19 protein-coding genes are annotated in these 26,331 nt (G+C 41.5%); 12 read left to right on the top strand and 7 right to left on the bottom strand.

Features of this window, described 5'->3' with window-relative positions; genetic code table 11:
- Positions 1–12: 12 nt before the first annotated feature.
- The 7 genes from lepA (at position 13) to DXK30_RS07470 (ending at position 7,211) form a co-directional block, all read left to right on the top strand.
- Positions 13–1,809, top strand: coding sequence for a translation elongation factor 4 (gene lepA, locus DXK30_RS07500; protein WP_114701184.1), 1,797 nt, complete (start codon positions 13–15; stop codon positions 1,807–1,809).
- Positions 1,810–1,910: 101 nt separating this feature from the next.
- Positions 1,911–2,813 carry a signal peptidase I gene (lepB, locus tag DXK30_RS07495; RefSeq protein WP_114701183.1) on the top strand — a complete coding sequence of 301 codons (903 nt, stop codon included), beginning with the start codon at positions 1,911–1,913 and terminating at the stop codon, positions 2,811–2,813.
- 144 nt (positions 2,814–2,957) lie between these two features.
- Positions 2,958–3,350: a DUF4845 domain-containing protein gene (locus DXK30_RS07490; protein ID WP_227670706.1), complete on the top strand. Its 393-nt coding sequence runs from the start codon at positions 2,958–2,960 to the stop codon at positions 3,348–3,350.
- Between the two features lie 103 nt (positions 3,351–3,453).
- On the top strand, positions 3,454–4,251 hold the full coding sequence (rnc, locus tag DXK30_RS07485; protein ID WP_114701181.1) for a ribonuclease III: 798 nt from the start codon (positions 3,454–3,456) through the stop codon (positions 4,249–4,251).
- A gap of 313 nt (positions 4,252–4,564) precedes the next feature.
- A complete protein-coding gene (gene era, locus DXK30_RS07480) occupies positions 4,565–5,530 on the top strand; it encodes a GTPase Era (protein WP_227670726.1) in 966 nt (321 codons plus the stop codon).
- Between the two features lie 63 nt (positions 5,531–5,593).
- Positions 5,594–6,370 (top strand): DNA repair protein RecO, encoded by a 777-nt coding sequence (gene recO, locus DXK30_RS07475; RefSeq protein WP_114701179.1) that lies wholly within the window; start codon positions 5,594–5,596, stop codon positions 6,368–6,370.
- Positions 6,371–6,437: 67 nt separating this feature from the next.
- Positions 6,438–7,211 carry a pyridoxine 5'-phosphate synthase gene (locus DXK30_RS07470; protein ID WP_114701178.1) on the top strand — a complete coding sequence of 258 codons (774 nt, stop codon included), beginning with the start codon at positions 6,438–6,440 and terminating at the stop codon, positions 7,209–7,211.
- A gap of 20 nt (positions 7,212–7,231) precedes the next feature.
- Here DXK30_RS07470 and DXK30_RS07465 read toward each other — a convergent pair whose 3' ends face one another.
- Positions 7,232–7,960: a GspH/FimT family pseudopilin gene (locus tag DXK30_RS07465; RefSeq protein WP_227670705.1), complete on the bottom strand. Its 729-nt coding sequence runs from the start codon at positions 7,958–7,960 to the stop codon at positions 7,232–7,234.
- Between the two features lie 578 nt (positions 7,961–8,538).
- Here DXK30_RS07465 and DXK30_RS07460 point away from each other — a divergent pair.
- The 3 genes from DXK30_RS07460 to mscL all read left to right on the top strand — a co-directional run bounded on the left by DXK30_RS07460 (position 8,539) and on the right by mscL (position 12,659).
- A complete protein-coding gene (locus DXK30_RS07460) occupies positions 8,539–9,723 on the top strand; it encodes an OmpA family protein (RefSeq protein WP_114701177.1) in 1,185 nt (394 codons plus the stop codon).
- A gap of 349 nt (positions 9,724–10,072) precedes the next feature.
- A complete protein-coding gene (gene typA, locus DXK30_RS07455) occupies positions 10,073–11,923 on the top strand; it encodes a translational GTPase TypA (RefSeq protein ID WP_057758402.1) in 1,851 nt (616 codons plus the stop codon).
- Positions 11,924–12,203: 280 nt separating this feature from the next.
- Positions 12,204–12,659, top strand: coding sequence for a large conductance mechanosensitive channel protein MscL (gene mscL, locus DXK30_RS07450; protein ID WP_114701176.1), 456 nt, complete (start codon positions 12,204–12,206; stop codon positions 12,657–12,659).
- A 112-nt stretch (positions 12,660–12,771) separates the two neighbouring features.
- Here mscL and DXK30_RS07445 read toward each other — a convergent pair whose 3' ends face one another.
- The 6 genes from DXK30_RS07445 to cysM all read right to left on the bottom strand — a co-directional run bounded on the left by DXK30_RS07445 (position 12,772) and on the right by cysM (position 21,018).
- Positions 12,772–13,212, bottom strand: a complete 441-nt coding sequence (locus tag DXK30_RS07445; RefSeq protein ID WP_114701175.1) for a hypothetical protein — start codon at positions 13,210–13,212, stop codon at positions 12,772–12,774.
- A 285-nt stretch (positions 13,213–13,497) separates the two neighbouring features.
- Positions 13,498–14,439, bottom strand: coding sequence for a bifunctional DNA-formamidopyrimidine glycosylase/DNA-(apurinic or apyrimidinic site) lyase (gene mutM, locus DXK30_RS07440; RefSeq protein ID WP_114701174.1), 942 nt, complete (start codon positions 14,437–14,439; stop codon positions 13,498–13,500).
- 55 nt (positions 14,440–14,494) lie between these two features.
- A complete protein-coding gene (locus DXK30_RS07435; protein WP_114701173.1) occupies positions 14,495–17,032 on the bottom strand; it encodes a RelA/SpoT family protein in 2,538 nt (845 codons plus the stop codon).
- 423 nt (positions 17,033–17,455) lie between these two features.
- On the bottom strand, positions 17,456–19,027 hold the full coding sequence (rlmD, locus tag DXK30_RS07430) for a 23S rRNA (uracil(1939)-C(5))-methyltransferase RlmD (protein WP_390178033.1): 1,572 nt from the start codon (positions 19,025–19,027) through the stop codon (positions 17,456–17,458).
- 62 nt (positions 19,028–19,089) lie between these two features.
- On the bottom strand, positions 19,090–19,914 hold the full coding sequence (locus DXK30_RS07425) for a 3'-5' exonuclease (RefSeq protein ID WP_114701172.1): 825 nt from the start codon (positions 19,912–19,914) through the stop codon (positions 19,090–19,092).
- Positions 19,915–20,061: 147 nt separating this feature from the next.
- The gene (gene cysM, locus DXK30_RS07420) at positions 20,062–21,018 is read right to left on the bottom strand and encodes a cysteine synthase CysM (protein WP_201508138.1); all 957 of its coding nucleotides are present in this window, start codon (positions 21,016–21,018) and stop codon (positions 20,062–20,064) included.
- 607 nt (positions 21,019–21,625) lie between these two features.
- Between cysM and DXK30_RS07415 the strand changes: the two genes are divergently transcribed.
- Both DXK30_RS07415 and DXK30_RS07410 read left to right on the top strand, forming a co-directional pair.
- Entirely contained in the window at positions 21,626–25,225 is a 3,600-nt protein-coding gene (locus tag DXK30_RS07415) for a hybrid sensor histidine kinase/response regulator (RefSeq protein ID WP_114701170.1), read from the top strand.
- A gap of 223 nt (positions 25,226–25,448) precedes the next feature.
- The gene (locus DXK30_RS07410; RefSeq protein WP_114701169.1) at positions 25,449–26,261 is read left to right on the top strand and encodes a crotonase/enoyl-CoA hydratase family protein; all 813 of its coding nucleotides are present in this window, start codon (positions 25,449–25,451) and stop codon (positions 26,259–26,261) included.
- The last annotated feature ends 70 nt before the right edge of the window (positions 26,262–26,331 follow it).

Raw genomic sequence — 26,331 nt, 5'->3', positions numbered from 1 at the left:
AGTAGGCGCTTTGTGACTGCATTAGCCAATATTCGTAACTTTTCAATCATTGCCCACATTGATCATGGCAAGTCGACCCTTGCTGATCGTTTTATTCAGATGTGCGGTGCCTTGCAAGATCGCGAGATGCAGGCGCAAGTACTTGACTCCATGGATATTGAGCGTGAGCGCGGTATCACTATTAAGGCGCAGTCCGTAACCTTATTCTACGATCACCCTAATGGCGAGCGTTATCAGCTCAATTTTATCGATACACCAGGACACGTTGATTTCTCATATGAAGTGTCGCGTTCATTAGCGGCGTGCGAAGGTGCGCTGTTGGTCGTTGATGCCGCGCAAGGCGTAGAAGCGCAATCAGTAGCCAACTGCTATACGGCAGTTGATCAAGGCCTAGAAGTCATGGCTGTACTGAATAAAATTGATTTGCCACAAGTTGAGCCTGAGCGCGTCATTCAAGAAATCGAAGATATCATCGGGATTGACGCGGTTGATGCACCGCGAGTATCAGCCAAATCTGGTCTGGGTGTCGACAAGCTATTAGAAGCGTTGGTCGAATTTATTCCTGCACCAACTGGTGATCGTGAAGCGCCACTGCAAGCACTAATTATTGACTCTTGGTTCGATAACTATTTAGGCGTAGTCTCTTTAGTACGGGTGCGTGAAGGTACTATACGTAAAGGTGACAAGTTATATATCAAATCAACTCAAGAAGCGCATCTAGTCGGCTCGATTGGTGTCTTTACGCCTAAGCCTGTAGATACGGGTGTTTTAGAAGCAGGGGAAGTTGGCTTTGTTATTGCGGGTATTAAGGATATTGCTGGAGCGCCAGTAGGCGACACTATCACTCATGCTAAGACCCCTGATGTGGATCGTATTCCAGGCTTTAAACAAGTCACACCACAAGTCTATGCTGGCATGTTCCCAGTGGAGTCTACAGATTTCGAAAAATTCCGTGAAGCTTTACAAAAACTGCAAATTAATGATGCTTCGCTATTTTTTGAGCCTGACACCTCTGATGCATTAGGCTTTGGTTTCCGCTGTGGCTTCTTAGGTATGCTGCATATGGAGATTATCCAAGAGCGCTTAGAGCGCGAATATGATTTGGATTTGATCACCACAGCGCCTTCAGTAATTTATGAAATTGAGAAAAAGAACGGTGACATTGTCTACGTAGATAACCCGTCACATTTACCTGAGCCGAACAATATTGAAGAGTTTCGTGAGCCAATAGCGCGCTGTCAGATTCTAGTACCACAAGAGTACTTGGGTAACGTCATGACCTTGTGTATTGAGCGTCGCGGTGTTCAGGTTGATATGCGCTTTATGGGTCGACAAGTACAACTGATATTTGATATTCCGATGGGCGAAGTTGTCATGGATTTCTTTGATCGCCTAAAGTCGGTCTCACGAGGTTTTGCTTCTTTAGATTATAACTTTGAGCGTTATCAAGTCGATAAGTTGGTCAGAGTAGATGTGCTAATTAACGGTGATAAAGTAGATGCATTAGCAATGATTGTGCACGAAACTCAGTCACGTTATCGTGGTAATGCATTGGTTACTAAGATGAAAGAGTTGATTCCTCGTCAGATGTTTGATGTAGCTATTCAAGCCGCTATTGGTAGCCAAATCATCGGTCGTAGCACGGTGAAAGCCATGCGTAAAGACGTACTAGCCAAATGTTATGGTGGCGATGTTTCGCGTAAGAAAAAGCTACTATCTAAACAGAAAGCTGGTAAAAAACGTATGAAGCAAGTGGGTAATGTGGAAATTCCACAAGAAGCCTTCTTAGCTGTATTACAAGTGGAGTAAGTCGTGAATAATTATTGTTAGTGTAAAACTGACAATGATTAATACAATTAATTGATAAATAGCAACCGTTAAAGCAGCAGCTCGTTAATAGGCAAACTAGTATGGATTTTGATTTCAATTTAATTTTAGTGCCGTTAACCGTAGTCTTGGGTATAGTTTGGCTATTAGACAAATTGGCGCTCAAACAGCGTAAAACTCGTGGACGTGGTCAAGAAGGCTTACTAGTACGCTGGGCTTATGACTTTTTCCCTGTATTAGCAGTGGTATTGATTGTGCGCTCATTCTTGATTGAGCCTTTCAACATTCCATCATCTTCTATGGTACCGACGCTATATACGGGCGATTTTATTGCTGTAAACAAGTATTCTTATGGCGTAAGACTACCGCTGACTTATAATAAAATATTAGATACAGGCTCTCCTGAGCATGGTGATGTCGCTGTATTTCGCTACCCTGAAAATCCTAGTATTTATTATATTAAGCGTGTCATCGGTCTGCCTGGTGATACTGTCAGCTACGATCAAGGTGTACTTGCGATTAATGATATTCCGATTGATACTCAGTCAGTAGATTTTTCGGCAAGTGCTGAGTTGACTTCACAGCTTTATCTGCCGGGACAAATTGCTCCAGGACAAGAGCTGACCGAAGAAAGTGCAGCTGCAATGGGTCAGCAAGAAGAAGGTGAGGCGCAGTACTTTGAGGAAACACCAGGTGAGAACAAGCATCTTGTTCGCTACTTGACTGGTATGAACAGTGCTCAGTACGCACCATTTCTACAGCAGCAGTCACCAGAAGTGGTTAGCTCAGAAGGGACAGAATGGCGTATTAATGTCCCAGAAGGTCATTATTTTGTCATGGGTGATAACCGTGACCGTAGTGCTGATGGTCGGTTTTGGGGCTTCGTTCCTGATGAGAATCTAGCGGGTAAAGCGGTCTATATTTGGATGCATAAACCACCTGGTCTTAACTTGCCAACCTTTGAACGCAATGGAACTATCAATTAAGCACTCAAGATTCGCTATTGATTGATTTATCGATAATGGTTCTATGCTAATATCGTTACTATTCAATAAATCGCGTTCTACTATCTAATCTATAGGTACAGAACGCTATCAAAAATAGTCATCTATCAATCGAGGATTTCCATAATGCAGCAGTTATCTGGTCTTGCCACGCAGCGCGGTGCTAGTGTGACAAACATCGTTCTCATTATTATGATGTTGGGTATCGCGGTTAAACTGATGGTGGCCATTGTACCTGCTCAAATTGGTGACTATCAACTAACTAAGCTCTTGAGTGCAGAGCTTAAAGTAGCCAATGACAATAACGAGACAGCCAAGCAATTCGTTGAACGTGTCAATAAACAGCTATCTATCAATGCTGACTATGACACCAATGCAGAAGATGTATTCACTTTTACCAATAAAAAAACGGGCCAATTGGCCATTCATAAAGAATATGCAGTAACTAATACGTTCTTTAGCAATGTCGATATCGTGAATCGTTTCGAAGGGGACGTTGATATGGTTACCGCAGAATAAATAATCATAATATGGGACAGCGCTTTAGTGTCCTCAACAAAATCCAATATATACTTTTATTAAACTAAATCTGTAAAACAGAAGGGATAACCACAAGCCACGCATGAAACCAACTTCGCAACATTCCCAAGCGGTTCTTACTCCTAAAAAAAATAGCACGTCTGTCGACACGCTTTTTGTTAGCTCAGAATTTACTCAGCGGTTAGCAGTCTTAACGCGCAAGTTAGGCTATGTGTTTAATGATTTGAGCCTTCCTAAACTTGCATTGACGCACCGCTCATTTGATAGCAAAAAAAATTATGAGCGTCTAGAGTTTTTAGGTGATGCGCTTTTGGGCATGATTGTGGGTGAAGCTTTATATCATCGTTATCCTAGTCAAAACGAAGGGCGCTTAACGCGTATGCGTGCAACACTGGTGCGCCAAGAGTCGTTGGTTATCATCGCTCAAAACCTAGAGCTTTCTAACCATCTTATATTAGGAGTAGGTGAGCGCAAAGGTGGTGGTCGCAATCGTGCTTCTATACTGGCGGATGCCGTAGAGTCTCTGATTGGTGCTATCTATTTAGACAGTCAAGATATGGATATTACTCGTAAATGTGTTCTCTCTTGGTATGGTGATTTGATTGACAACGTTAATGACCAAAAAGCGTTGAAGGATGCTAAGAGTCGGCTGCAAGAGTGGTTACAATCTAAACAGTTTGACTTGCCTAACTACGAGCTCATGGAAACGCGTGGTAATGCACCGCATCAAATTTTCGTTGTACGTTGCCATGTTAATATCAATAACTGCCCTGATATTACTGAATCTGGTGAGAGCCGCCGTATTGCTGAACAGAAAGCAGCAGAGCTTATGATTAACCAATTACATAAATTGCCAGGATCTGCCAAAAAACGTGTATAGCCGATGTCTATTAATGCATTTTTAGATGCAGAGTATTAGCTTAGATTGGTTTATAGCTTACAAAGCATACATTAAAACTACCTCACATATTATTTATTTTAAAACTTTAAATGTCTCTAGCCCTTTTTTAATGGTGACTGAATAAACTTAGTATCAAAGACAGTTGGGCTAGACACAAACCCTATAGGATTAACTTATGAGCAATCACACTGATGTGCCATCAAATAATGAAGATAGTACTCAAAATATGATTGAAAATAGAGATGTCGATACGAACGCCGATAACGTAGAAGATATCACAGTAGAAAACGATATGGCGATTGAAGAGTTTTTTGCACCGAGTGGCACTGCTCGTATGGCTGATGATTTTAGAGCAGGTTATGTCGCCATTGTTGGACGTCCAAATGTGGGCAAGTCAACTTTGATGAATCACTTATTAGGTCAAAAACTCTCTATCACCTCACGTAAACCGCAAACCACCCGTCATCGTATTCATGGCATTTTGTCAAACCATGAAATGCAAGCCGTGTTTGTCGATACACCAGGTATTCACCGTAACGAAGTACGTGCTATTAATGAGCGTATGAATAAAGCGGCGGTATCAGCGTTAGTAGATGTAGATTTAGTACTGTTTGTTGTCGATTCAGATCAATGGCGTGACGATGATTTATTGACCTTGCAAAAGCTCGGTGAGACTAATCTAACAGTCGTCTTGGTTATTAATAAGTCAGATACTCTAAAAGATAAAGGCAGTGTGTTACCACTTATCGAAACTTTTAACGACAGTTTCGATTTTGCTGATATCGTTCCTGTATCTGCACTAAAAAATCAAAACTTAGATCGTTTGCAAGAAGTGATTGCTTCGCATTTACCAGTCGCTGCTCCTATTTATGATACAGAGCAAATCACTGATCGCTCTGAGCGATTTTTGGCCAGTGAAATTATTCGCGAAAAAATCATGCGTAGTGCAGGCGATGAAGTACCCTATGATTTAACGGTACAGATTGATGAGTTTAAAGACGAACCTGCACATACTGATCCAAAAACAGGGCGTCCACGCAAAGCTTGTACTTTTATCGATGCGACTATCTATGTTGAACGTGGTGGTCAAAAAGCCATCGTTATCGGAGACAAAGGTCAGCGTATCAAACAAGTTGGTATGGATGCTCGTAAAGATATGGAACAGTTATTCGGTAAAAAAATCATGTTAACGCTGTGGGTCAAAGTGAAACGTGGTTGGTCTGATGACGAACGTGCGTTGACCAGTTTGGGCTATTGATAGCGGTTAAAAACGAACGCTTCAAAAATACTGTCTGCCTTTTAGCTATTTAGGTAATAAAAAATGCGTAATGAAGCGCTCGTCGGGTATTTATTGCATCAGCACCCTTATCAGGAAAAGCGTGCTTTATATTATCTTTTTTCCCAACAACATGGTGTGATACATGGTGTTGGGAAAAAAGGCGCGCCACTATTTATGCCGTTACAGCTTTTTGCTACTGGCAAACGCGACCTAAAAACTTTTAGTCAAATTAATATTGCCTCGCATGATACGACTCAAGCTGATAGTGTTCAAGAAGGTAGTACACCTGCTGTCTTAGACGCCGTACCTTACGCTAATATCAGCGGTCAACATCAGTATGCCGCACTATATATAAACGAGATTCTGTGGCGGCTGTTACCTACTGAAGACCCAATGCCAGTATTGTGGCAGCATTATCAAATCAGTCTACAACAACTCAAGCAGCCCTTAAGTAATAGCGAGCTTCGTCTCTGTCTACGTCAGTTTGAGCAGTATCTATTTACCGAATTAGGATTCACTTTAACGTTAACGCATGACAACGTTGAAGACCCCATCGAGTCTGATTGTACTTACCGTTTTTTACCGGATGTAGGTTTGCTTCCTGTATTGGTACATAATGAAGAGTCTGTGCATTTAGCCAGTGAGTCTGGACAGACTGTTTTTAAGGGCGCAGATATTATAGAAATGGCACGCTTAGGTATTACTGAACAGACGCTGAGCCATTGGTCAAAACTACATCGACATCTTATTGATCATTTACTTGATTATCAGCCGCTACAAAGCCGTCTGTTATGGCAGCAACAGCAGCGTTATCAATAATGATAGTCTTCAATATCATCGTAGTATCAACTATATAAGTTAGGCTTAATTGTCCAAAGGATTTTTTATGAGTATCTCTGTATCTACCTCATCTGAAAACAATTCAAAAAAACCTTTGCTAGGCGTGAATATTGATCACGTGGCGACATTGCGTCAAGCGCGTGGTGTAAGTTACCCAAGTCCTCTAGCTGCTGCATTACTGTGCGAAAAGGCAGGGGCAGATGGTATCACTATACATTTACGTGAAGATCGTCGTCATATACAAGATGCAGATGTTTATGAAATGGCAGGGCAGTTGTCGACGAGAATGAATCTAGAGATGGCGGCGACAGATGAGATGCTTGCAATTGCCTGCGAAGTTAAACCTTTTTGGGTATGTCTAGTACCTGAAAAGCGTGCAGAGTTAACGACAGAAGGTGGTCTTGATGTTGCAGGGCAAGTTACGTCTCTAAAAGAATATGTTCATAAGCTACAAGACTCTAATATTAAGGTTTCTTTGTTTATTGATCCTGATGACAAGCAGATTGCTGCTGCAATAGAATGTAGTGCAGACGCGATAGAATTGCATACTGGTGCTTATGCGGAAGCAGGCTTAGCAAATGATACTGCCGCACAGTTGGCTGAGCTTCAAAGAATCGAACATGCAGTAACTACAGCACAGAGCCTAGACGATAAATTGCTTATTAACGCAGGTCATGGTTTAACGTGTGACAATGTTAATGCCATTGCAAAGATTGATGGTATATATGAGTTGAATATTGGTCATGCACTTATTGCAGATGCGGTGTTTGTAGGATTAGAAAATGCTGTGATAATGATGAAAGAGGCAATGTACAAGTAGGTTTAAGGATACGGTATATATCAGCTATTACATTTGGTAGGATGATCTATATTTCGTTTATGCCGAACAATGCCAGACTGATTAAAGGAAATTTGATACATTGACTTGTTATAAGAAGAAGTAGGACAGTATTTTATATGACCGAAATGTCCTCGTGGCTTACCACTATCTCCCCAAAACTTAATATAGTGTCGCTTACCTCCGACCCTTAATTTTACTGTGCTATATTTCAGATTCAAAATTTGCTGAGTCAACAAATTATCGACTTGAGGATCAAAGCGATTATTACCGTTTTTATCCACAAATAGTAAGAGCATTTTGTCACTGTTTCTATGACATTGTCTCGCGTTGTTAGACAAGCAAACTAATACGTTTTTTCGGCTGATATAGCTTTCAGCTTGGGCCAATGATAGAGCATCTTCGAGTTGTTGTTTAACGCGTTTAGCTTCCATACGTGCTAACTGCGTTAAGATACTTGGCGTTGCAATAGCTACGATGATGCCTATTACCAGTATAGTCACAATAAGTTCAACGAGAGTGAAGCCCTTCAAATGTTTAACATTGAAATTATCAATGTTTTCACAAGATGCTTCGCTATACTTGAATGATTTAAATAATATGTTGAGTGAGTGTATTCTAGAAATTGGGAGACTATCGAGAGTACACTTTCTTTTCATATAAATAAATATAGAGAAAACACAAGCAGTTGCTAACTTATACCTAGATAATATCTTGTAAAATAGAATCATGAGTCGCTACATCCTATAGCTGTCAGATACTCCAGTAAAAACTCCTTCCCATCTCTATAGATCATTTACATTCTGATAAACAGACTGTCCTATATAACTTCATTTACTAATAATTGATCATATATAACAGTTGTAATACCTAACAGCTTGATTACTGGATAAATATTGAGGTTTTACAATATAAACGTAATATATAGGTATTGTCAAAAAATGTTTCAATTAGTGAATATCTCATATAACTCGTAGAGAAAAAAAATCGAATGTAATAAAATGCTTCAAGAGAATAGATGTCAATCGTCTGTCTATCTATCATAAGCTGACATATAAAAGGTAAGAAGCGTAAGGTGTGTTAGTTCTGGGTAACTTAGACTGCTGATTATGTTTTAGTTACAACATTATCGTGTAATAATGTGTAGCTCGTTAACGAAAAAAGTTGTAAACTGAATTAATAATAGCTAAGCTACTTCTTAATTGGTTTTGCTTTGTAACTTAAAACGTATAAAAGATGTCTATCTTAGTACGTCTTGAAAATCGGTTTTGCTTAATGCATCACTAAAATTATCCTTTGGAGGAAGTCCATGAAACTGAATAAAATTGCTTTAGCTTTGTTTGCCGTAACTGCTGCTCCACTAGCAGCTAACGCTGGCGTTACTATTAGCCCACTACTATTAGGTTATCATTACAGTGAAGGTGCTGATGACGATCAAGCCGAATTATTAGGAAACTATGATGGTAGTGGAGATAACTACTATAAAGAAGACGGTTTGTATACTGGAGCAGCACTAGGTATCGAATTGACTCCTTCTACTCAGTTTCAGGTAGAGTATGGTGTATCAGATACTGATGCTATTGATCAGGATGGTTCTGATAATTTTGATGCAGAACAAGAAATGATTTCTGGTAACTTCTTGATCGGTACTGAAGAGTTTACTGGCTATACTGATAATGCATTTAAGCCTTATGTATTAGTTGGTGCTGGTCAATCTAAACTTGAAATCAAAGACTCTTCAGGCGATAAAATCAGTGGTACTAAAGATACTATCGGTAACCTAGGTCTAGGTGCTATGTATCGTATCAACGATGCGCTAAGCCTACGTGGTGAAGCTCGTGCGATTCATAACTTTGATAACAACTGGTGGGAAGGCATGGCTTTGGCCGGTCTAGAAGTAGTACTAGGTGGCCATCTAGCACCTACAGTAGCAGTACCACCTATGCAAGAGCCAGTAGTTGACAATACTCCAGTAGTGGTTGTTGAAGCTGATCTTGATTCTGATGGTGATGGCGTACCTGATAGCATCGATGCATGCCCAGGCACTCCAATGAATGTAGTAGTTGATGAGCGCGGTTGTCCAGTACCAGTAGATATTACTGATGAATTGAAAATGGAACTACGTGTATTCTTTGATAACGACAAGTCAGCTATCAAAAACCAGTACAAGCCAGAAATCGCTAAAGTAGCAGAGAAGATGCGTGAGTATCCTAACTCTACCGCCCGTGTAGAAGGTCATGCTTCTAAGACTGGTCCTTCAGCGCGTTATAACCAACGTCTATCTGAAGCTCGTGCCGTTGCTGTTAAATCTATGCTAACTAACGAATTCGGTATCGCTCCAAACCGTCTATCGACTGTTGGTTATGGTTATGACAACCCAATCGCTTCAAACGACACTGAAGAAGGTCGTGCTATGAACCGTCGTGTTTATGCCATTATCACTGGTGACAAAACAATGACTGTTGAACAAACTAAAGATATGGTTGTTCAGTAAGTATTAGCAAAATAACCGTATAGTCAAATATACAGTTACAAAAAAAGCCACCCAATGGGTGGCTTTTTTTTATTTATGTATTGAGAAAAGTGAGTTATTACATAAATTTATGAATCAATAATGTTATACTAGCCACCCAAACATTCTGTAAATTAACAGTATGTACATTAGCATAGCAATCTGTATGATGAATTCGTCAGTATAGATATTTGATTGTATTGAACTTTTTTATTTGATAGCATTCTTTTTTGCGTCATCTTAGATTCAATATCTATCTGATTGATGATGAAAGTTTATTCAGCAGCGCTTACTGCTACTGCATTTTTTTAAGACGAAACGAGCATTTTATATGGCGAACGATATCAAACACCTGCGTAACATTGCAATTATTGCCCACGTTGACCACGGTAAGACAACTTTGGTTGATAAGTTATTACATCAGTCTGGTACTTTTGGCGACCGTGCAAACATTGCTGAGCGTGCAATGGACTCAGGTGATATTGAGCAAGAACGTGGTATTACCATTTTGGCTAAAAACACAGCTATCCGCTGGACAGATAAAACTTCAGAAACTGAATATCGTATCAATATTGTAGATACCCCAGGTCACGCCGATTTCGGTGGTGAAGTTGAGCGTGTAATGTCTATGGTTGATTGCGTACTTTTGGTTGTTGACGCTGTTGATGGTCCAATGCCTCAGACTCGTTTTGTGACACAAAAAGCATTCGAACAAGGTCTAAAGCCGATCGTTGTTATTAACAAAATCGATCGTCCTGGCTCACGTCCTGATTGGGTAATGGATCAAATCTTTGATTTGTTTGATAACCTAGGTGCAAACGATGAGCAGCTTGATTTCCCAGTTGTTTATGCTTCAGCATTGAACGGTATCGCAGGTCTAGAAGCAGATGATTTAGCTGACGACATGACCCCATTGTTCAAAACTATCGTTGACGTTGTTCAGCCTCCACAGGTTGATGCTGACGCTCCTTTCCGTATGCAAATCTCAAGCCTTGATTACAACAGCTTTGTTGGTGTAATCGGTATTGGCCGTATTCAGCGTGGTAAAGTTAAACTTAACACGCCAGTGACTGTCATTGATAAGCATGGCAAAACGCGTAACGGCCGTATCCTAAAAATCATGGGTTACCATGGTCTTGATCGTATTGACGTTGAAGATGCACAAGCAGGTGATATCGTTTGTATCACAGGTATCGATGCGCTAAACATCTCTGATACTATTTGTGATCCTAACAACGTTGAAGCACTACCAGCACTAACAGTAGATCAACCTACAGTATCTATGAACTTCCAAGTAAACAATTCACCATTTGCTGGTCGTGAAGGTAAGTTCGTGACTTCACGTAACATTCGTGAGCGTCTTGAGCGTGAGTTGATTCATAACGTAGCATTGCGTGTAGAAGACACAGAGTCTCCTGACAAATTCAAAGTATCAGGCCGTGGTGAGCTTCATTTATCAGTACTTATTGAAAACATGCGCCGTGAAGGTTTTGAGCTAGGTGTTTCTGGTCCAGAAGTTATCGTTAAAGAAGTTGATGGTAAGCTACAAGAGCCGTATGAAAACGTTGTCTTCGATATCGAAGAAGAGCATCAAGGTTCTATCATGGAGCAAGTTGGTCTACGCAAAGGCGAGATGACTAACATGGAGCTGGACGGTAAAGGCCGTATGCGTATTGAGGCAACCATACCAGCGCGTGGCTTAATCGGTTTCCGTTCTGAGTTCCTAACCCTGACTTCAGGTAGTGGTATCATGACCTCGAGCTTCTCACATTACGGTCCACAGAAGATCGGTGATGTTGGTGGTCGTTCTAACGGCGTATTGGTTTCTATGGCAAATGGTACTTGCCTAGGTTTTGCTCTATTTAACCTACAGAAACGTGGTAAGTTGTTTGCTGAACCACAACTTGAAGTTTATGAAGGTATGATTGTTGGTCTTAACTCTCGTAACGATGATATGACTGTTAACCCGACGACTGCTAAACAGCTAACCAACGTACGTGCTAGTGGTACTGACGAAGCATTGACGTTGACGCCAGCAGTGAAGTTCACTCTTGAGCAAGCGCTTGAATTTATTCAAGATGATGAGCTAGTCGAAGTAACGCCAAAAGCGGTACGTATTCGTAAGCGCTACTTGACTGAAAGTGAGCGTAAGCGTCACGGCCGTGGTAAGAAAGGTGCTTAATATCAATAAATGAGTTACTTAGTGATTCATAGCATTGATGTTTGACGCGAACACTTAGTGTCAGTAGTTTTTACTGGCACTAAGCGGTTAAGAAATGAGCAGTATAAGGTGAGCTATTAGTGGTTCACTTTATACTGCTTTTTTTTGTGTTGTAATCTTGGAAAAATACAGACAGAATGAATAGTGGTATTAATGTATTCAATTATTAACATGAAAGCTAGGTGTGACACTAATTATATAAATATCTATTGGTTTGTAGATAAATTTTGAGGAAAAAACAATGAGTATGGTTTCAGAGTTTAGAGAGTTCGCTGTCAAGGGCAATGTGATGGATTTGGCAGTCGGTGTCATCATTGGCGGGGCTTTTGCTACCATAACAAAATCTTTGGTAGATGATATTATTATGCCGATTGTCGCTTTTATTTTTGGCGGCGAGATTAATTTTGAAAACATGTTCTTAGTTTTAGGCGATGCACCTGACGGTATTGCTATGACTTATGATGCGCTCAAAGAAGCAGGTGTTCCTGTATTGGCTTACGGTAGTTTTATTACCGTGCTTATTAACTTTCTAATCTTAGCTTTCATCATCTTTATGATGGTTAGAGGTGTCAATAAAATGCGCCGTGCTGAAGAGGTAGAGGAAGTTATAGAAGAAGCAATAGAAGAGCCATCAGAGGAAGTGAAGTTGCTGCGTGAAATCAGTGCCAAATTAAGTAATACCAGTATTATGAAATAAATTATCAACTCGTTGACAATAAAAAAGGCTAACTTCTCGTTAGCCTTTTTGCTATGAAATAGTCACAGTCATTTTTTGTGAACTATTTGATGTGCCTACTAAAAGCAAATTGTTACGGAGTAACCACTACATAATCATTGGTATTAATCAGAATTTCTGACGGTTGATCGACCACGATACGTACTACATTATTATCAACGACTTGAGATTTGTAATAATTGTCTTCTGCAACTGTGCAGCCTAAACAACGTCCCATCGCATCCCAAGGCTCAACAAATAGCTTCTGCTGTGCTTGATCTGCATTACCACCAATAAGTGAGAAAGGTAAGCTAACGATATAAGCTGCCGTACCAGCCACAGCATTCACGAGTTGCAGTGGTTTACCGACAATCGTATCAACTACCATCGTCTCGTATGAAGGACCAAAATCAGTTTCATCAATTTCTATAGCTGCAAAAGTAGGCTGGATAGTTGCAGCTACCAATCCTAGAGTTGCCAATACAGTAAAAAATCTCTGCTTAACTGTGCGTTGAGTTTTTGCTTTAACAGTCATAACGATATCCTGAAACTCATAGTAGTATGATTAATGGCTGCTGCTATCTTCACACAGGAATCTTGCGGCAACAATAGTTAGGCTAAATATTACAGAAAAATAAACAATACGCACTATTTATGTAAGCGCTAGCACTATTAAAGCAAGATGCGCGCTAATAAGCAACAAAAATGAGAATAATCTAACTATAGCTTTGGCAGTATTTGAGACTTTTAAAAATAGATACTGTATCTAGATATTATCTTAATCTAGACACAGTACAAACAAACGGATATCAATTATTAGTTATTTTAACGGCTGACAATTTGGACAATAAACACTGGCTCTACCAGTAAGCTTGATGTTTTCTAGTGTCGTACTGCAATGTAGACAGCTTTCTCCTTGTCTACCGTACACATTTAAAGTTTGTTGAAAGTAACCAGTTTGACCACTTGCTACTGTGAAATCTCGTAGTGTCGAACCGCCCAATTTTATCGCTTTCTTTAGAATTTCTTTAATATGATTCACTAAAATGACAATCTGATCGTATGAAAGTTGATTGGCTGGTGTAGCAGGGTGAATGCCGGACAAGTACAGGCTTTCAGTTGCATAAATATTGCCAACACCGACCACGACTTCTTGTTCCATGATGACAGATTTAATCGCTCGGGAAATGGGTTTTAGTCGCTTATTCGTTTTAGTACTATCTGACAATGCCCCATTGCTATCTTGACTAGATAAATCAATACGCTGAATTAAGCTGTATAAATAGTTTGCGGTAAAATCTTTTGAAAGCGGCTCAGGACCCAGATGATCTAGTAGTTTATTGCCGTAATCCTCATGCCATAGTACTGAACCAAAACGTCTAGGATCATAGTAATGTAGCTGAGACTTTTTATCAGCATTATCATTAAAAATAACAACTAAATGATCATGTTTACGCTTATCAGTACCATAGCTGTGCTGTTGTAAGCTACCTGACATTCCTAAGTGAATAAGAAGCTGACGCGGTTCGACTTTGCTGGCTGACATGGGAGCGTTATTCTGTGCAGTTACTGGTAGAAAACTAAGAATCAGATACTTTGCTCGGCGCTCAACACTCTCTAATGTGTAATTAACCAGCTCGTTCAAGTTATCTGGCATCATCCAGCGCAGCTTTGGCTGAAATACTTTAACATCAACTACCTGTTGCCCCAACAATGGAGCAAGACTGGCTTTAGTGGTTTCTACTTCAGGTAATTCAGGCATAGTATTTTTTAACAACTCTATTATGGAATAAATAACGACTGGCTTAAGGTTTTATTTACACAACTGCACGGCGCGCGTGCAAAATACCATGTTGCTGTTCTAATTTTGCGAGCAACTTAGACAAATGCGCTAAGCCTGAGACTTCAATATGAAACTTTAAAAAAGCAATATTGTCGTCGTTACTTAGTGTTTGAACTTGGCGAATATTGACGTTTTCTTTATCAATTATCTGTGTCAAATCACGTAGCAAACCGCGTCTGTCATATGCTTCGACATGAATATCAACAGGCTGATAACGACCAGTCTGTACTTGCCAAGCGGCTTCTATCTTGCGCTCAGGGTCACGCTCGACCAGACGTAAGTACTCTGGGCAGCCTCGATTATGCACGCTAACGCCACGCGATAAAGTGATGTAACCAGCAATCGGTTCGCCATGCACAGGATGACAACAACCTGCCAAATTGATTTCGATATTATCCAAACCATCGATATGGATTTTATACGCATCGAGCTTACCTGTATCTCTGTTATCTACATGCGGTACAAAGCTCTCTGATGGAATCTCAGGCTCTAGATGTAGCTGACGAGAGATATGACTGGTCAATTGATTCAGGCCGATATCGCCTGTCACCAGACCTACAATAATGTCATCGGTCGTATTGACATGAAAATGCTGAATATAGTCGTTTAGATCAATACTATTAGGATGAACAGATAGGCGCTCAAGCTCTTTACTGAGCATTTGGCGACCTATTTCAATATTCTTATCACGGTCTTGCTTATTAAACCATTGGCGCAGTTTTGAACGGGCCCGATTGGTATGAATATAACCTAACGAGGCTACCAACCAATCACGATTGGGCTCACGTGATGCCTTAGTGATAATCTCAACTTGCTCACCTGTTTTCAACTGATAGGTCAGTGGCACATAGCGCTGATTGACGCGGGCTGCCTGCGCACGGTTGCCAACTTGAGTATGCACATAGTAGGCAAAATCAAGAACGGTCGCGCCTTTTGGTAGCTCAGTAATATCACCGTCACGACTAAAGATATAAATACGTTCTAGTTCATCAAAATCAACGAGTTGCTCTTCTTCGTCAAACTCAATATCATCTATCTCTTCGCCCGCTACCACAGCTGAGCGTGGCTGATTGCGTGTCTCATTATTGATAGATAATAATTGACGTAATGAGCTGATTCTTTGATTCAGATAATTGTCTTTCTTGTTCTTCAGACCTTCTTTGTAATTAACGTGCGCACACATGCCAAGCTCGGCCTCAAAATGCATCTCATGAGTACGAATCTGGACTTCTAGTGACTTGTTTTCCGCGATTACAGCAGTATGTAGCGAGCGATAACCATTGGACTTAGGGTTAGTAATATAGTCATCAAACTGTTCAGGAATGTAACGCCATAAGCCGTGTACTAGGCCTAAAACGTGATAACAGTCAGAAGGGCTATTGACCAAGACGCGCAAGGCACGAATGTCATAAAGTTGGTCGAACGATAAGCCTTTGAGCTTCATTTTTCGATAAATAGAGTAGATATGTTTGACGCGCCCAGATACCTCGCCTTCGATACTGGCGTCTGCTAATGATTCATTTAATTTGTCTTGTACGCGCTGAATATAGGACTCACGTTCGCTACGTTTTTCTGACAGTAGCTTAGCAATTTCTTTATACCGATCAGGCGCGAGATAACGGAAAGCTAAATCTTCAAGCTCCCATTTTAGCTGTGCAATACCTAAACGATGGGCTAATGGCGCATAAATAGTCATGACTTCACGTGCGACACGCGTTTGACGTTCTTGATTAGAAAAAGTCAATTCACGCATGGCGAAAGTACGTTCAGCCAGTTTTATCAGTACCACGCGCACATCGTTAGTAACAGAGATGAGCATACTATAAATATTTGATAGCTGATCACGTTGGTTATTGACGAAATGGTCTTCTAAGCGTTTATTGCTCTCGATAATCTCCGACAGCTTACCCATTGCAAGGGTGTCTTTAACAAGCGTCAGAATATCTGGACCAAAGTTTTTTTCAACTTCAGCGAGACTAATGATTGATTTGCGCGCACTGCGATACAGCATGGCCGCGACCAATGCGTCTTCATCTTGGTAAAGATAGGTCAAGATATCAGTCATACCAATACCGGTCACATAAGCGCCTGAACGCTCAGATTCACTGGTATTCATATGACTGCGAATAAACTCGCAAGCTGCACTTAGGTTGGGTACTGACTCTTGGCCAATACGCTTTGCCACATTATCTAGCCAAGTAGGTACGTCGATATTGGCCTGGTCTAAGTCGACCGCCTCAAGCTCTTCGTTTGATAGCGCATTGGTATCATTTAAATACTCGTCTTCAATGTGAGGGTCATGCAAATGATAAGTGTGTGCAGCTGAGCGATCAAAAGTAGTATGTAACTTGTGAGTTGCCAACTGGTATTTGATGTCGAGGGGAATTTGGGCATAGCTATTGGCTGACTGGTGAGAGCGTTGGCTCGCCACCAGTTGCGCCGCAAGTGTTGCACTATCGGCCTGCGTGGTCTGTCCATCCACCAGCGGTAATCCTTCACGAATTTTTACCATAGCCGACTCCTCTTAGCTATTTTGAATTGATTATAACCTCATCTACTATGCACACACTCTGAATTAACGATCCATAAAGTGTCAGCTATAAACCAATACAACTGCTAAAAATGTTATTTTTAGCAGCTATAAAATGCGCGTAAAATATATAAAGCTATGAGTGCAAATGCTTGCTATGTAGCGATTGGAAACATCATCAAAAACATAGGAAGATTGTTTACTATTATCTCATTTTAAAGTGACAAATCAAGCGAGCCTCTGTACGGCTGTGGTCAATTACGCTAAATAATGGCTATTTATTAGCATAAACTTATCAAAGCTTTGAGTTAACTTAGATAATTGTAATAACGCTTAATTGTCTCTTTAATCAGGTTCAACTATTAGTTGTTACTAACTATTAATCACTTTTGAAGATTAGTAATATTAAACCGCTACTTTTTCAAAGCGAGCGATAGATTCAACATGACCGGTATGGCAGAACATATCCATCACGCCAGCATGAGTCAGACGATAGCCTTGTTCTAACAATGCTTTTGTATCACGGGCAAGGGTCGCTGGATTACAAGAGACATAAACAATGCGCTCAGCATTGAATTTTGGCAAATATTGCATAATTTCCCAAGCACCAGAGCGCGGTGGATCAATCAACAGTGCGTCAAAGCCTTGGTTGGCCCATGGCTTATCAGTACAGTCTTGAGTCAAATCTTGACTATAAAACTCAGTATTGTTGATACCGTTGCGACGGGCGTTGTCAGCAGCACGTTTGGTCATGGCCTCACTGCCTTCGACACCGACTACTGAGCCTGTCTCGCCAACGAGGCGCGCTAGTGGCAAGCTAAAGTTACCTAAACCACTGAATAAATCTAGTACGCGTTCGCCTGCTTTTAAGTCCAATAAGTCACAGGCAAGCTTGGTCATCTGACGGTTTACGGATAGATTTACTTGAGTAAAGTCAGTAGGGATAAATTCAAAAGTCAGATCATACTCTGGCAATTGATAATATAAACGCCCAAATTGCTCGCTCAAATCATCAGCGTCTGTCAACGCAATACGTTGGATGCTATCAACGCCTTTCGACTGCAAATACAGCTGCCAATTACGCGCTGCAAAAAAGACTTTTAGTTTGTCTATATCAGCGTCTGACAACGGTTCTAAATTACGTACGATGAGCGCAACTGGCTGATTACCATCAGGTAGTTCTGGCAGTTGCTCACCCATTGCAAGCTCAAGCTGAGCAATCTTGTCACGGCTCTCTAAAGTGCTAATAAGCGTTTTTAGGTTTTCAATCTCGAAACCAATACGCGGATCCAAGATATGACATTCATTTAATTCTGCCAAGAAATTACTTGAACGCTCACGGAAGCCGACAAGCGCGGTTTCTTTTTTGACAACATAGCGCACGCCTAAACGTGCTTTGGTACGATAACCAAGACGATCACCGACCACAGGGGCGAGCCAATTGTCAGGTTCCGCGTTGGCTTGATGCATTAGCATTTCAGCCAGTACCGACTGCTTAAAGTTTATCTGACCATCTGGCTGCCAGTGCTGCAAGTTACAACCACCGCAAGTACCAAAATGCGGGCATGGTGGGACAGCACGTTCAGGGTTTGGGTTGGCAGTAATACTAATGGCATCGCCTTCTTCAAAGCTAGCACGGCTATTGGTTATTTTTACTAAGGCGCTTTCACCGGGTAGAGCAAAGCTAACAAATATTTTTTTGCCGTGCTTGTCTTCAGCATGGCCTTCCGCAACATCAAAACCATTACCATACACAGCAACACCGCGACCATCATGTGATAAGCCATCAATATTAAATGGAATTGGCTCTGCATCTTTTAGACGACGACGTGTCTTTGATGATGGCTTTGATTTTTTCTTACTAGGCGGAATGACAATCGTTTGGGTGTCGTTTGTTTGAGCTTCATTCGTTTGAGCGTTACTGTTTTGCGCTGCCATATCAGATGCTGTAGATGTTTTTGAATCGGTGGGTTGCATAAACCTGCCTTAATAATAAATAACTAGAAGAGGGGAATAAAAAACTACTAATAATGCGATTTCTATAATTCGGGTGCCGATGACCAGTCAGCGATAAACTCTTGATGTCGCAGACTACCATCAGCTTGGGTATACTTAGCCAGATAGTCATAGCTCTGCTGCTGCCAAGCATCAAAATCTTGTGAAGACAACTGTCCTGTTAGACGTAACCAGCGTAAATAAATAAGCCAAGTGTTCATCACATCAGACTCACAGTATATAGATAGGGTCTGCCAGTCACCGCTACTAACAAGCGCGCCAACCATGCTGCCATCTACATCAGTTTTACCGGGTAATCCGTACAGACTTGCGACGATATCCATCGCTTCACGGCGACTAGCACCGTACTGGCTAAATCGATCCATCAAGTCTAGATGACGCGTATGAAAGCGATTAACATAATTGTCAAAGCGCATGTTTTTAATACGCTCGCCTTCTTCGAACAGCCATGGTGCTGACAAATCATATTGCATGGCACGATATATCAGTACAGGTATGTCAAAGCCTGAGCCATTCCAGCTAATAAGTTGCGGCAGTGTCTCAATGTCGTTAAATGCTCTAAAGAATTTGGCTAGGATTTCTTTTTCACTAAATTTATCGGCAGTCAAAGAAAATAGCGATAACTTCCCATCCTTGATATACAGAGCTGAGATACAGACGATGCGCTGTAGTGGCAAGCGCATAAAGTCGTGCCCTGCCTCTTGTGTACGTATCGCTGTCAGCGCACTTAATGCATCCGCATCGTTAAGATCGGCCAATTGCGGATAGATACGGCGTGCTGCATCGACATCGGCGACAGTCTCGATATCAAAAACCAATATAGGGTCGGATGGTAGCGCTTGTGACATAGATAATCCTGACTATTTATGAGCTTATAGTTAATTCATTATAAAAGAATAACAGCGTTAACATTGCTTGAAGTATTACGTTTACATCTGCACTTGGTCGCTTTGCACTTTTTTAAATTAACGATACTAAATGGTATTTCTTATGCATTAATTAACTTCTGCACTGCTGTTATCTGTATTGCTATCGTCAACGTTATATAAACCCGTTGATAAATAACGATCGCCACGATCGCAGACAATAAAAGCAATAACAGCATTAGGATTTGCTTTTGCCACTTGGGTCGCTGCCCACGCAGCTGCGCCCGAAGATACTCCAGCAAAGATACCTTCAGTCTTCGCCAATTTACGCATATAGACTTCGGCAATACGCTGATCGATATCCATCATTTCATCAATCAAGTCTGCATCAAAAATACCTGGCATATAGGCAGCAGGCCAACGGCGAATGCCAGCAATAGAGGCTTCTTCGTCAGGCTGTAGGCCAATGATTTTGACGTCTGGATTTTGCTCTTTTAAATAACGTGACACACCGGTAATCGTACCTGTCGTGCCCATCGAGCTAATAAAATGCGTAATTTTACCTTCTGTCTGTGCCCATAGCTCAGGGCCTGTAGTCAGGTAATGTGCTTGGCTATTGTCAGGATTATTAAACTGATCTAATACAACCCCTTTGCCATCTGCTTGCATCTGTAATGCCAAATCACGCGCAGCTTCCATACCTTCGTCTACTTCAATCAGCGTTGCGCCATAAGCAATCATGGCATCTTTACGTTCTTGGGTAGAGTTGGTTGGCATCAGCAATGTTATTGGGTAGCCACGCATTGCAGCGACCATGGCCAATGCAATACCAGTATTGCCACTAGTGGCTTCAATCAACATGTCGCCAGGCTTAATATCACCGCGTTGTTCTGCTTGATAAATCATATTAAAAGCAGGGCGATCCTTTACAGAACCCGCTGGATTATTGCCTTCAAGCTTAGCTAGTACTGTGGCACCATTGGCAATGTGCTCTTGCTCAGGCAGGCGTTGAAGTTTCACCAATGGCGTTTGACCAACGCAATCAGCGAGGGTAGTGATTTGAGTAATGAAGTTAGCATTTGACATGGCCGTAGTGGACATAAAGTATCCTTTTCTATTTTTTAAATATGTTTTTAATGGCTTGTTTTTGATGGAAGCGCTGTTTTTATTGTTTGATCATAATTTTAGACAGTCGCTTGGGTTATAGGTTTACGGTGATAAGCGAGCTAAAAACGAAAGGCATTAGAGTGCGCTCTCATATGTTATGACTATGAGCGATATATTGTGGTAAATAAAAAGTGGCTTTATTATATCATTTTGTTTTCAGCTGCGCTTATCGCATCAAAGATTAATAGTCACTGTATCAGGTCAATGTCAATATTACGTTGAGGGTTGCAAAAGTAGAGTTGATAGCTTAAAGCCATATTCTCTTTAACACAGAGTGGTTGGCACTTTAATTATAACGTTGTTCATCCCATGGAATGCCTAACCAGAGCCTAGAGAATCCTGTTAAGATAATCTTGAGCTGTATAGTAGTTGCCTCGTCAAAATCAGTTAATTTATTAACGATTAATAGCTTCATTAAGAATAGCGTCTTACCCAGATGCTCTGATATGACGCGCTGCAAGTATCACGAATACTGACGTTATCACAAAAATTCACGGCAAGAACCTTAGTAGAGAGTAGACCTAGCATGGCATATAAAAAACGTTTCGATACCAGTAGTGCTTATGGTCAGCTGATCATACTGGTGTTTTTGCCTATCTGTGTGTTGGCAGCAGTGGGCGGCATTTTGGTATTTCACGAAACCATGCGTGCGAGCGACTCGGAGCAAGAAGTATTGGCCGAAGCGGTACTTATTCGCTATACGCCAGTCATAGCTGAACTGATTCCTGAGCTGCTAGAACAAGAGCGCCAGCAAGTAGGGAGTAGTGCAGAGAGGACCCAGCAAGCGGCAATGACGACGCTAGAAGGTATCCAAGATAAGCTTGGACGTATGCAGTCTGAGCAGCATGTACAGCGCATTGCTATTATTAATGAAGGCAATCAAATACTGGCAACAGTCGGTTATGGCTTAAATGAAGAATGGCCCTTGATCAGTGATTCCGCAAGCTTTTTGTCACAACGACCAACGCCTGTAGGTACGGCGTATGGCAGTGTATTGGGAGAGTTTGAAGGGCAGACATTGTGGTTGCTCGTCGATATGGATAATGAGCCGCTCTACATTGCACGCTACCGTATTGCGATGGCGTTAGTGATTACTGGTTTGTTTACTATCTTGATTCTACTACTGAGCCTAAATATCTATTCGAAACGTTGGATTGCCCCCATTTATGAGCTGCGTTTGCAGTTGCAGCGTACCCATGTCGATAATTTATACCAACCTGTACCCGTTGAGTCAGATGGTGAACTGAATCTATTACAGCAAGATCTAGTTAGAACATTGCGCCGCTTGCATAGAAGCTTTCAAGAGCTCAAAGACCATGCCGAGCAGACTGAGGATGATTTACGTTTGGCATTTGATGAGATGGAGATGCAAAACATCTCTATTCGAAATGCACGCGATGCAGCGATTTCAACCAGCCAAGCAAAATCTGCGTTTTTAGCCAATATCAGTCATGAACTGCGTACACCATTGAACAGTATCGATGGTTTCATTAATTTGCTGGCACGTCACGGTGAGCTGAATCCTGAGCAGGACTTGTATGTACAGACCATACGTAAGTCCTCAGCACATTTGCTCGCTTTGGTAAATGATGTCTTAGATTTTTCTAAGATTGAAGCAGGTAAGCTAGTGCTGGATCGCCATGAGTTTGACCTTTACGACACTATCTATGATGTGGTCGATATGTTATCTCCTGTCTCTGCGGAGAAAGGTTTACGCATGGCAGTACTGTTTTACAATGATGTGCCGATGCGTATCAATGGCGATGCGTTACGTCTTAAGCAAGTATTGACCAATATCGTTGGTAATGCCATTAAGTTTACCGATAGTGGTGATGTGGTGGTGCGTGTGAGCTTAGATGACCACCGTGATAATTATCTGATGATTAGCGTGCAAGATAGCGGAAAAGGTATTTCTCTGGCAGATCAAAAAATGCTGTTCCAAAGCTTTAGCCAAGGCGACCCATCAATCACACGTCAGTATGGCGGTACAGGGTTGGGTCTGGTTATCTCCAAACAGTTAACACGCTTGATGGGCGGTGATATTGGGTTTCACGATAATGCTCAAGAAAATATTGCCAACCAAGGTGCGACGTTTTGGTTTCGCATGCCAGCCCATGTCGATGTGCTAGAGGCAGCCACCGGTCAAACGATTGAATTACCAGTATTAGCGCCACTGGCGAGCGACACCGATGAGTTTAATGTACTGGTTTGGATCAATCATACTGCTTCGATACAAGTACTAAAGGCCAGCTTGCAGTATTTGCCAATTAAGCTAACTCAAGCCAACTCATTACCGGGTGTACTTGAGTCATTAAAAGAGCACGGTAACTATTGGGATTGGGTCATCGTTGATGATGACACCCAAGACGATATGATGGCGCTCCTCAAGCAAATTCGTCTGCATTATCAAGGCAAGCTTGCTGTGTTTGGCTATCAAGTGGCTGCCGATCAAGCGCTACTCAACCGCTATCATGCCAATATACTGTATGAGCCATTAGACAAAAGACAGCTATATGCAATGCTCGATACGCAAAGTCGTAGTACGCCGCAAAGCTTGCAGGAACCACGCTGGAAAGGGGTCACGGTACTGGCAGTTGATGACCATTTGCCTAATTTACTAGTGCTTGATGCTCTATTAAGCGAGCTGGGTATTCAGGTAGTCACGGCGAGCAGTGGGTTTGATGCTATTGAGATTATCAGTAAACAACAAACCAAAAACATCAAAACTGCCAAGAGCGATAAGCAAAGCCTCTCGAATAAAACGCAACTCTCTAAAGCAGAAACACGTGATGAGATAAATAAGAAAACAAATAGCGCGTTCTATCATGAGGACACGAGCGCTGATGATAAAGCGGCTACTCAAGACAAAGACAATATTGATTTGATATTTATGGATATTCAAATGCCGCGTATGTCAGGACATGAGGCGGCCAAGCAAATCCGCAATATCGAAAATGCGGATAGTCGTATCCCTATTATCGCTCTGACAGCTCATGGGTTAGCAGATGAACGTGACAAACTTATAGCCAGCGGTATCAATGACTATGTTGGTAAACCTATTAGCCAACCTCAGTTATTACAGGTGCTACAGAAATGGCTTGGTCGTAAGAGTACCACACCACAATTGACCGCATTACCTGATACAGATTTGCAGAGCTTTGGCTTACAGCATTCTGATTTGCAGGGTGATAGTTTACAAGGTGCTAATGTACAGAGTATCGACCCAACAGAAGCTGAGCTAACTGCTATTGACTCACTGCGCGGTTACTCAATCAATGATAATAATTTATCGAACGACTTACTCTCTAATAATGTAAATGGGCAAGAGACTCAAGCCAGTTCAGGTATGTCTTCAGATAATTCAACCGCTACTTATCCAATAATAAGAGGAGACGGGGTAGATCGTGATAGCACTTCTATCAGTAGCGAGCCAAAAATCACTCGTCCATTATCCTTGAAAAAAATCCGTGATGATTATCTGCGTGATAGCCAGCCTCGTGACGGCTATAGACGAGATACTGCGCGTGATATTCAACCGCGCTATGAGAGCTTACGTCTACAAAAACAAGGTCAGTCGCCACTATTACAATCACCAACAAAGTCTATCGACAGCTCTCAAGACCAAAACTCTCAAGATAGAACAGCTCATGTTAACTCGACTCTACATGAGCAAATTAATAATGACCTTAGCCACAACAATATAAGCAAAAGTGATACCTCAAACATTTTAGATTGGCAAGATGCGCTCACTCGTTCAGCGAACAAACCTGAATTGGCGGCCAAGCTTATTATCATGATGATCGATACTATCAATGATGAAAAGCAGGCACTCATTCAGGCATGGGAAGCGCATGACCGCAATATGCTGGCACAAATTGCCCATCGTATACTGGGCGGTAGTCGATATACAGGTGTACCGCAACTGCGTCAGGCTAGCCAAGATTTGGAAGATAAGTGCTTGCTGAATGTACAGCATACGACGCCTGTACAGTTTGCAATGATTGAGCCCTATTATGAGGCACTATTAACGGCGCTAGACAACTTGCAAAAGGTGGATTTATCTTCTTATCCGCAGCTTAATTATCATCGCTTGAGCGAAAATGATATGACGTGGAAAATGATATAAGTTGACGGTAAGGTAAAATAGATAAAATCATTCAGGTTCAGAGAGCGATAGGTAATCTTGTTAGATTTGCTTATCGCTATTAGCTAGGTGCTCTGTGTCTGCTATATATGAAACTGACTATAGTATCGTGGCAGTCAGTTATTACTACGGTACAACAAAGACAAGCCTGCTAATATTGTGAATATTAGAACCATATTTGTTTTATTCATTAATAAGGATTGTTATGAACGCGATTGCAAGTTACCAGTATGAGACCTTACAAGTTAGTATTACAGACAACATACTGACGGTTACCTTAAATCGTCCACATAAAAAAAATGCCATGAGCTTTCAGGTAATCAATGAGCTGATTAAGCTAGCAGGTCGCATTAGCAAAGACAGAACCATACGTGCAGTCATTCTAAATGGGGCAGAGGGAACGTTTTGTGCAGGTATTGATTTAGGAGACTTAAATCATCCAAAAAACACAGCATTTGCCCTTTGGGAGTTAATTAAGCCATGGCAAAGTGCGTTCCAACGAGTATGTTTGGTATGGCGTGATCTGCCAGTACCTGTCATAGCGGTATTGGAAGGATATTGTATCGGCGCTGGACTACAGTTGGCGTTGGCTTGTGACGTACGTATCAGTCACCCTGACTGTCAATTATCTATTATGGAAGCTAAGTGGGGTTTAGTGCCAGACATGGGACTGACCCAATCAGCATTTGGGGTTCTACGAGAAGATACTCTAAAAGAGCTCGCCATGAGCGCTCGTATCATCGATGCTAATAAAGGCAAAGAGTTAGGCTTGATTAGCCACTGTAGTGAAGCGCCTCTTGAACAAGCGCAAAAGCTTGCTGCCGAGTTTGCAGAGCGCTCTCCTGATGCGGTGCTAGCAAGTAAACGCGTGATAAATGCGATGTATGATCAACCTGCTAAGACTTTATATAAAGAAAAAGCATGGCAGCTCAAAATGATGCTTGGTCGTAATCGTAAGCTTGCCCTCAGAAAAGCAAAGCAGGCCAGCACCTTATTTGGTAAACGTCAATTCCGCTAAAGTTTTGCTAGTGTTATTTTCGTTTGACTCATTCTGATAAAAGAGATTGCCGCCTAAGAAAACCAGACAT

It is taken from the genome of Psychrobacter proteolyticus (assembly GCF_003350005.1).
Classification (GTDB): domain Bacteria; phylum Pseudomonadota; class Gammaproteobacteria; order Pseudomonadales; family Moraxellaceae; genus Psychrobacter; species Psychrobacter proteolyticus.
The sequence above is the reverse complement of the archived record's forward strand: the minus strand, read 5'-3'. Positions and strand labels throughout refer to the sequence as shown.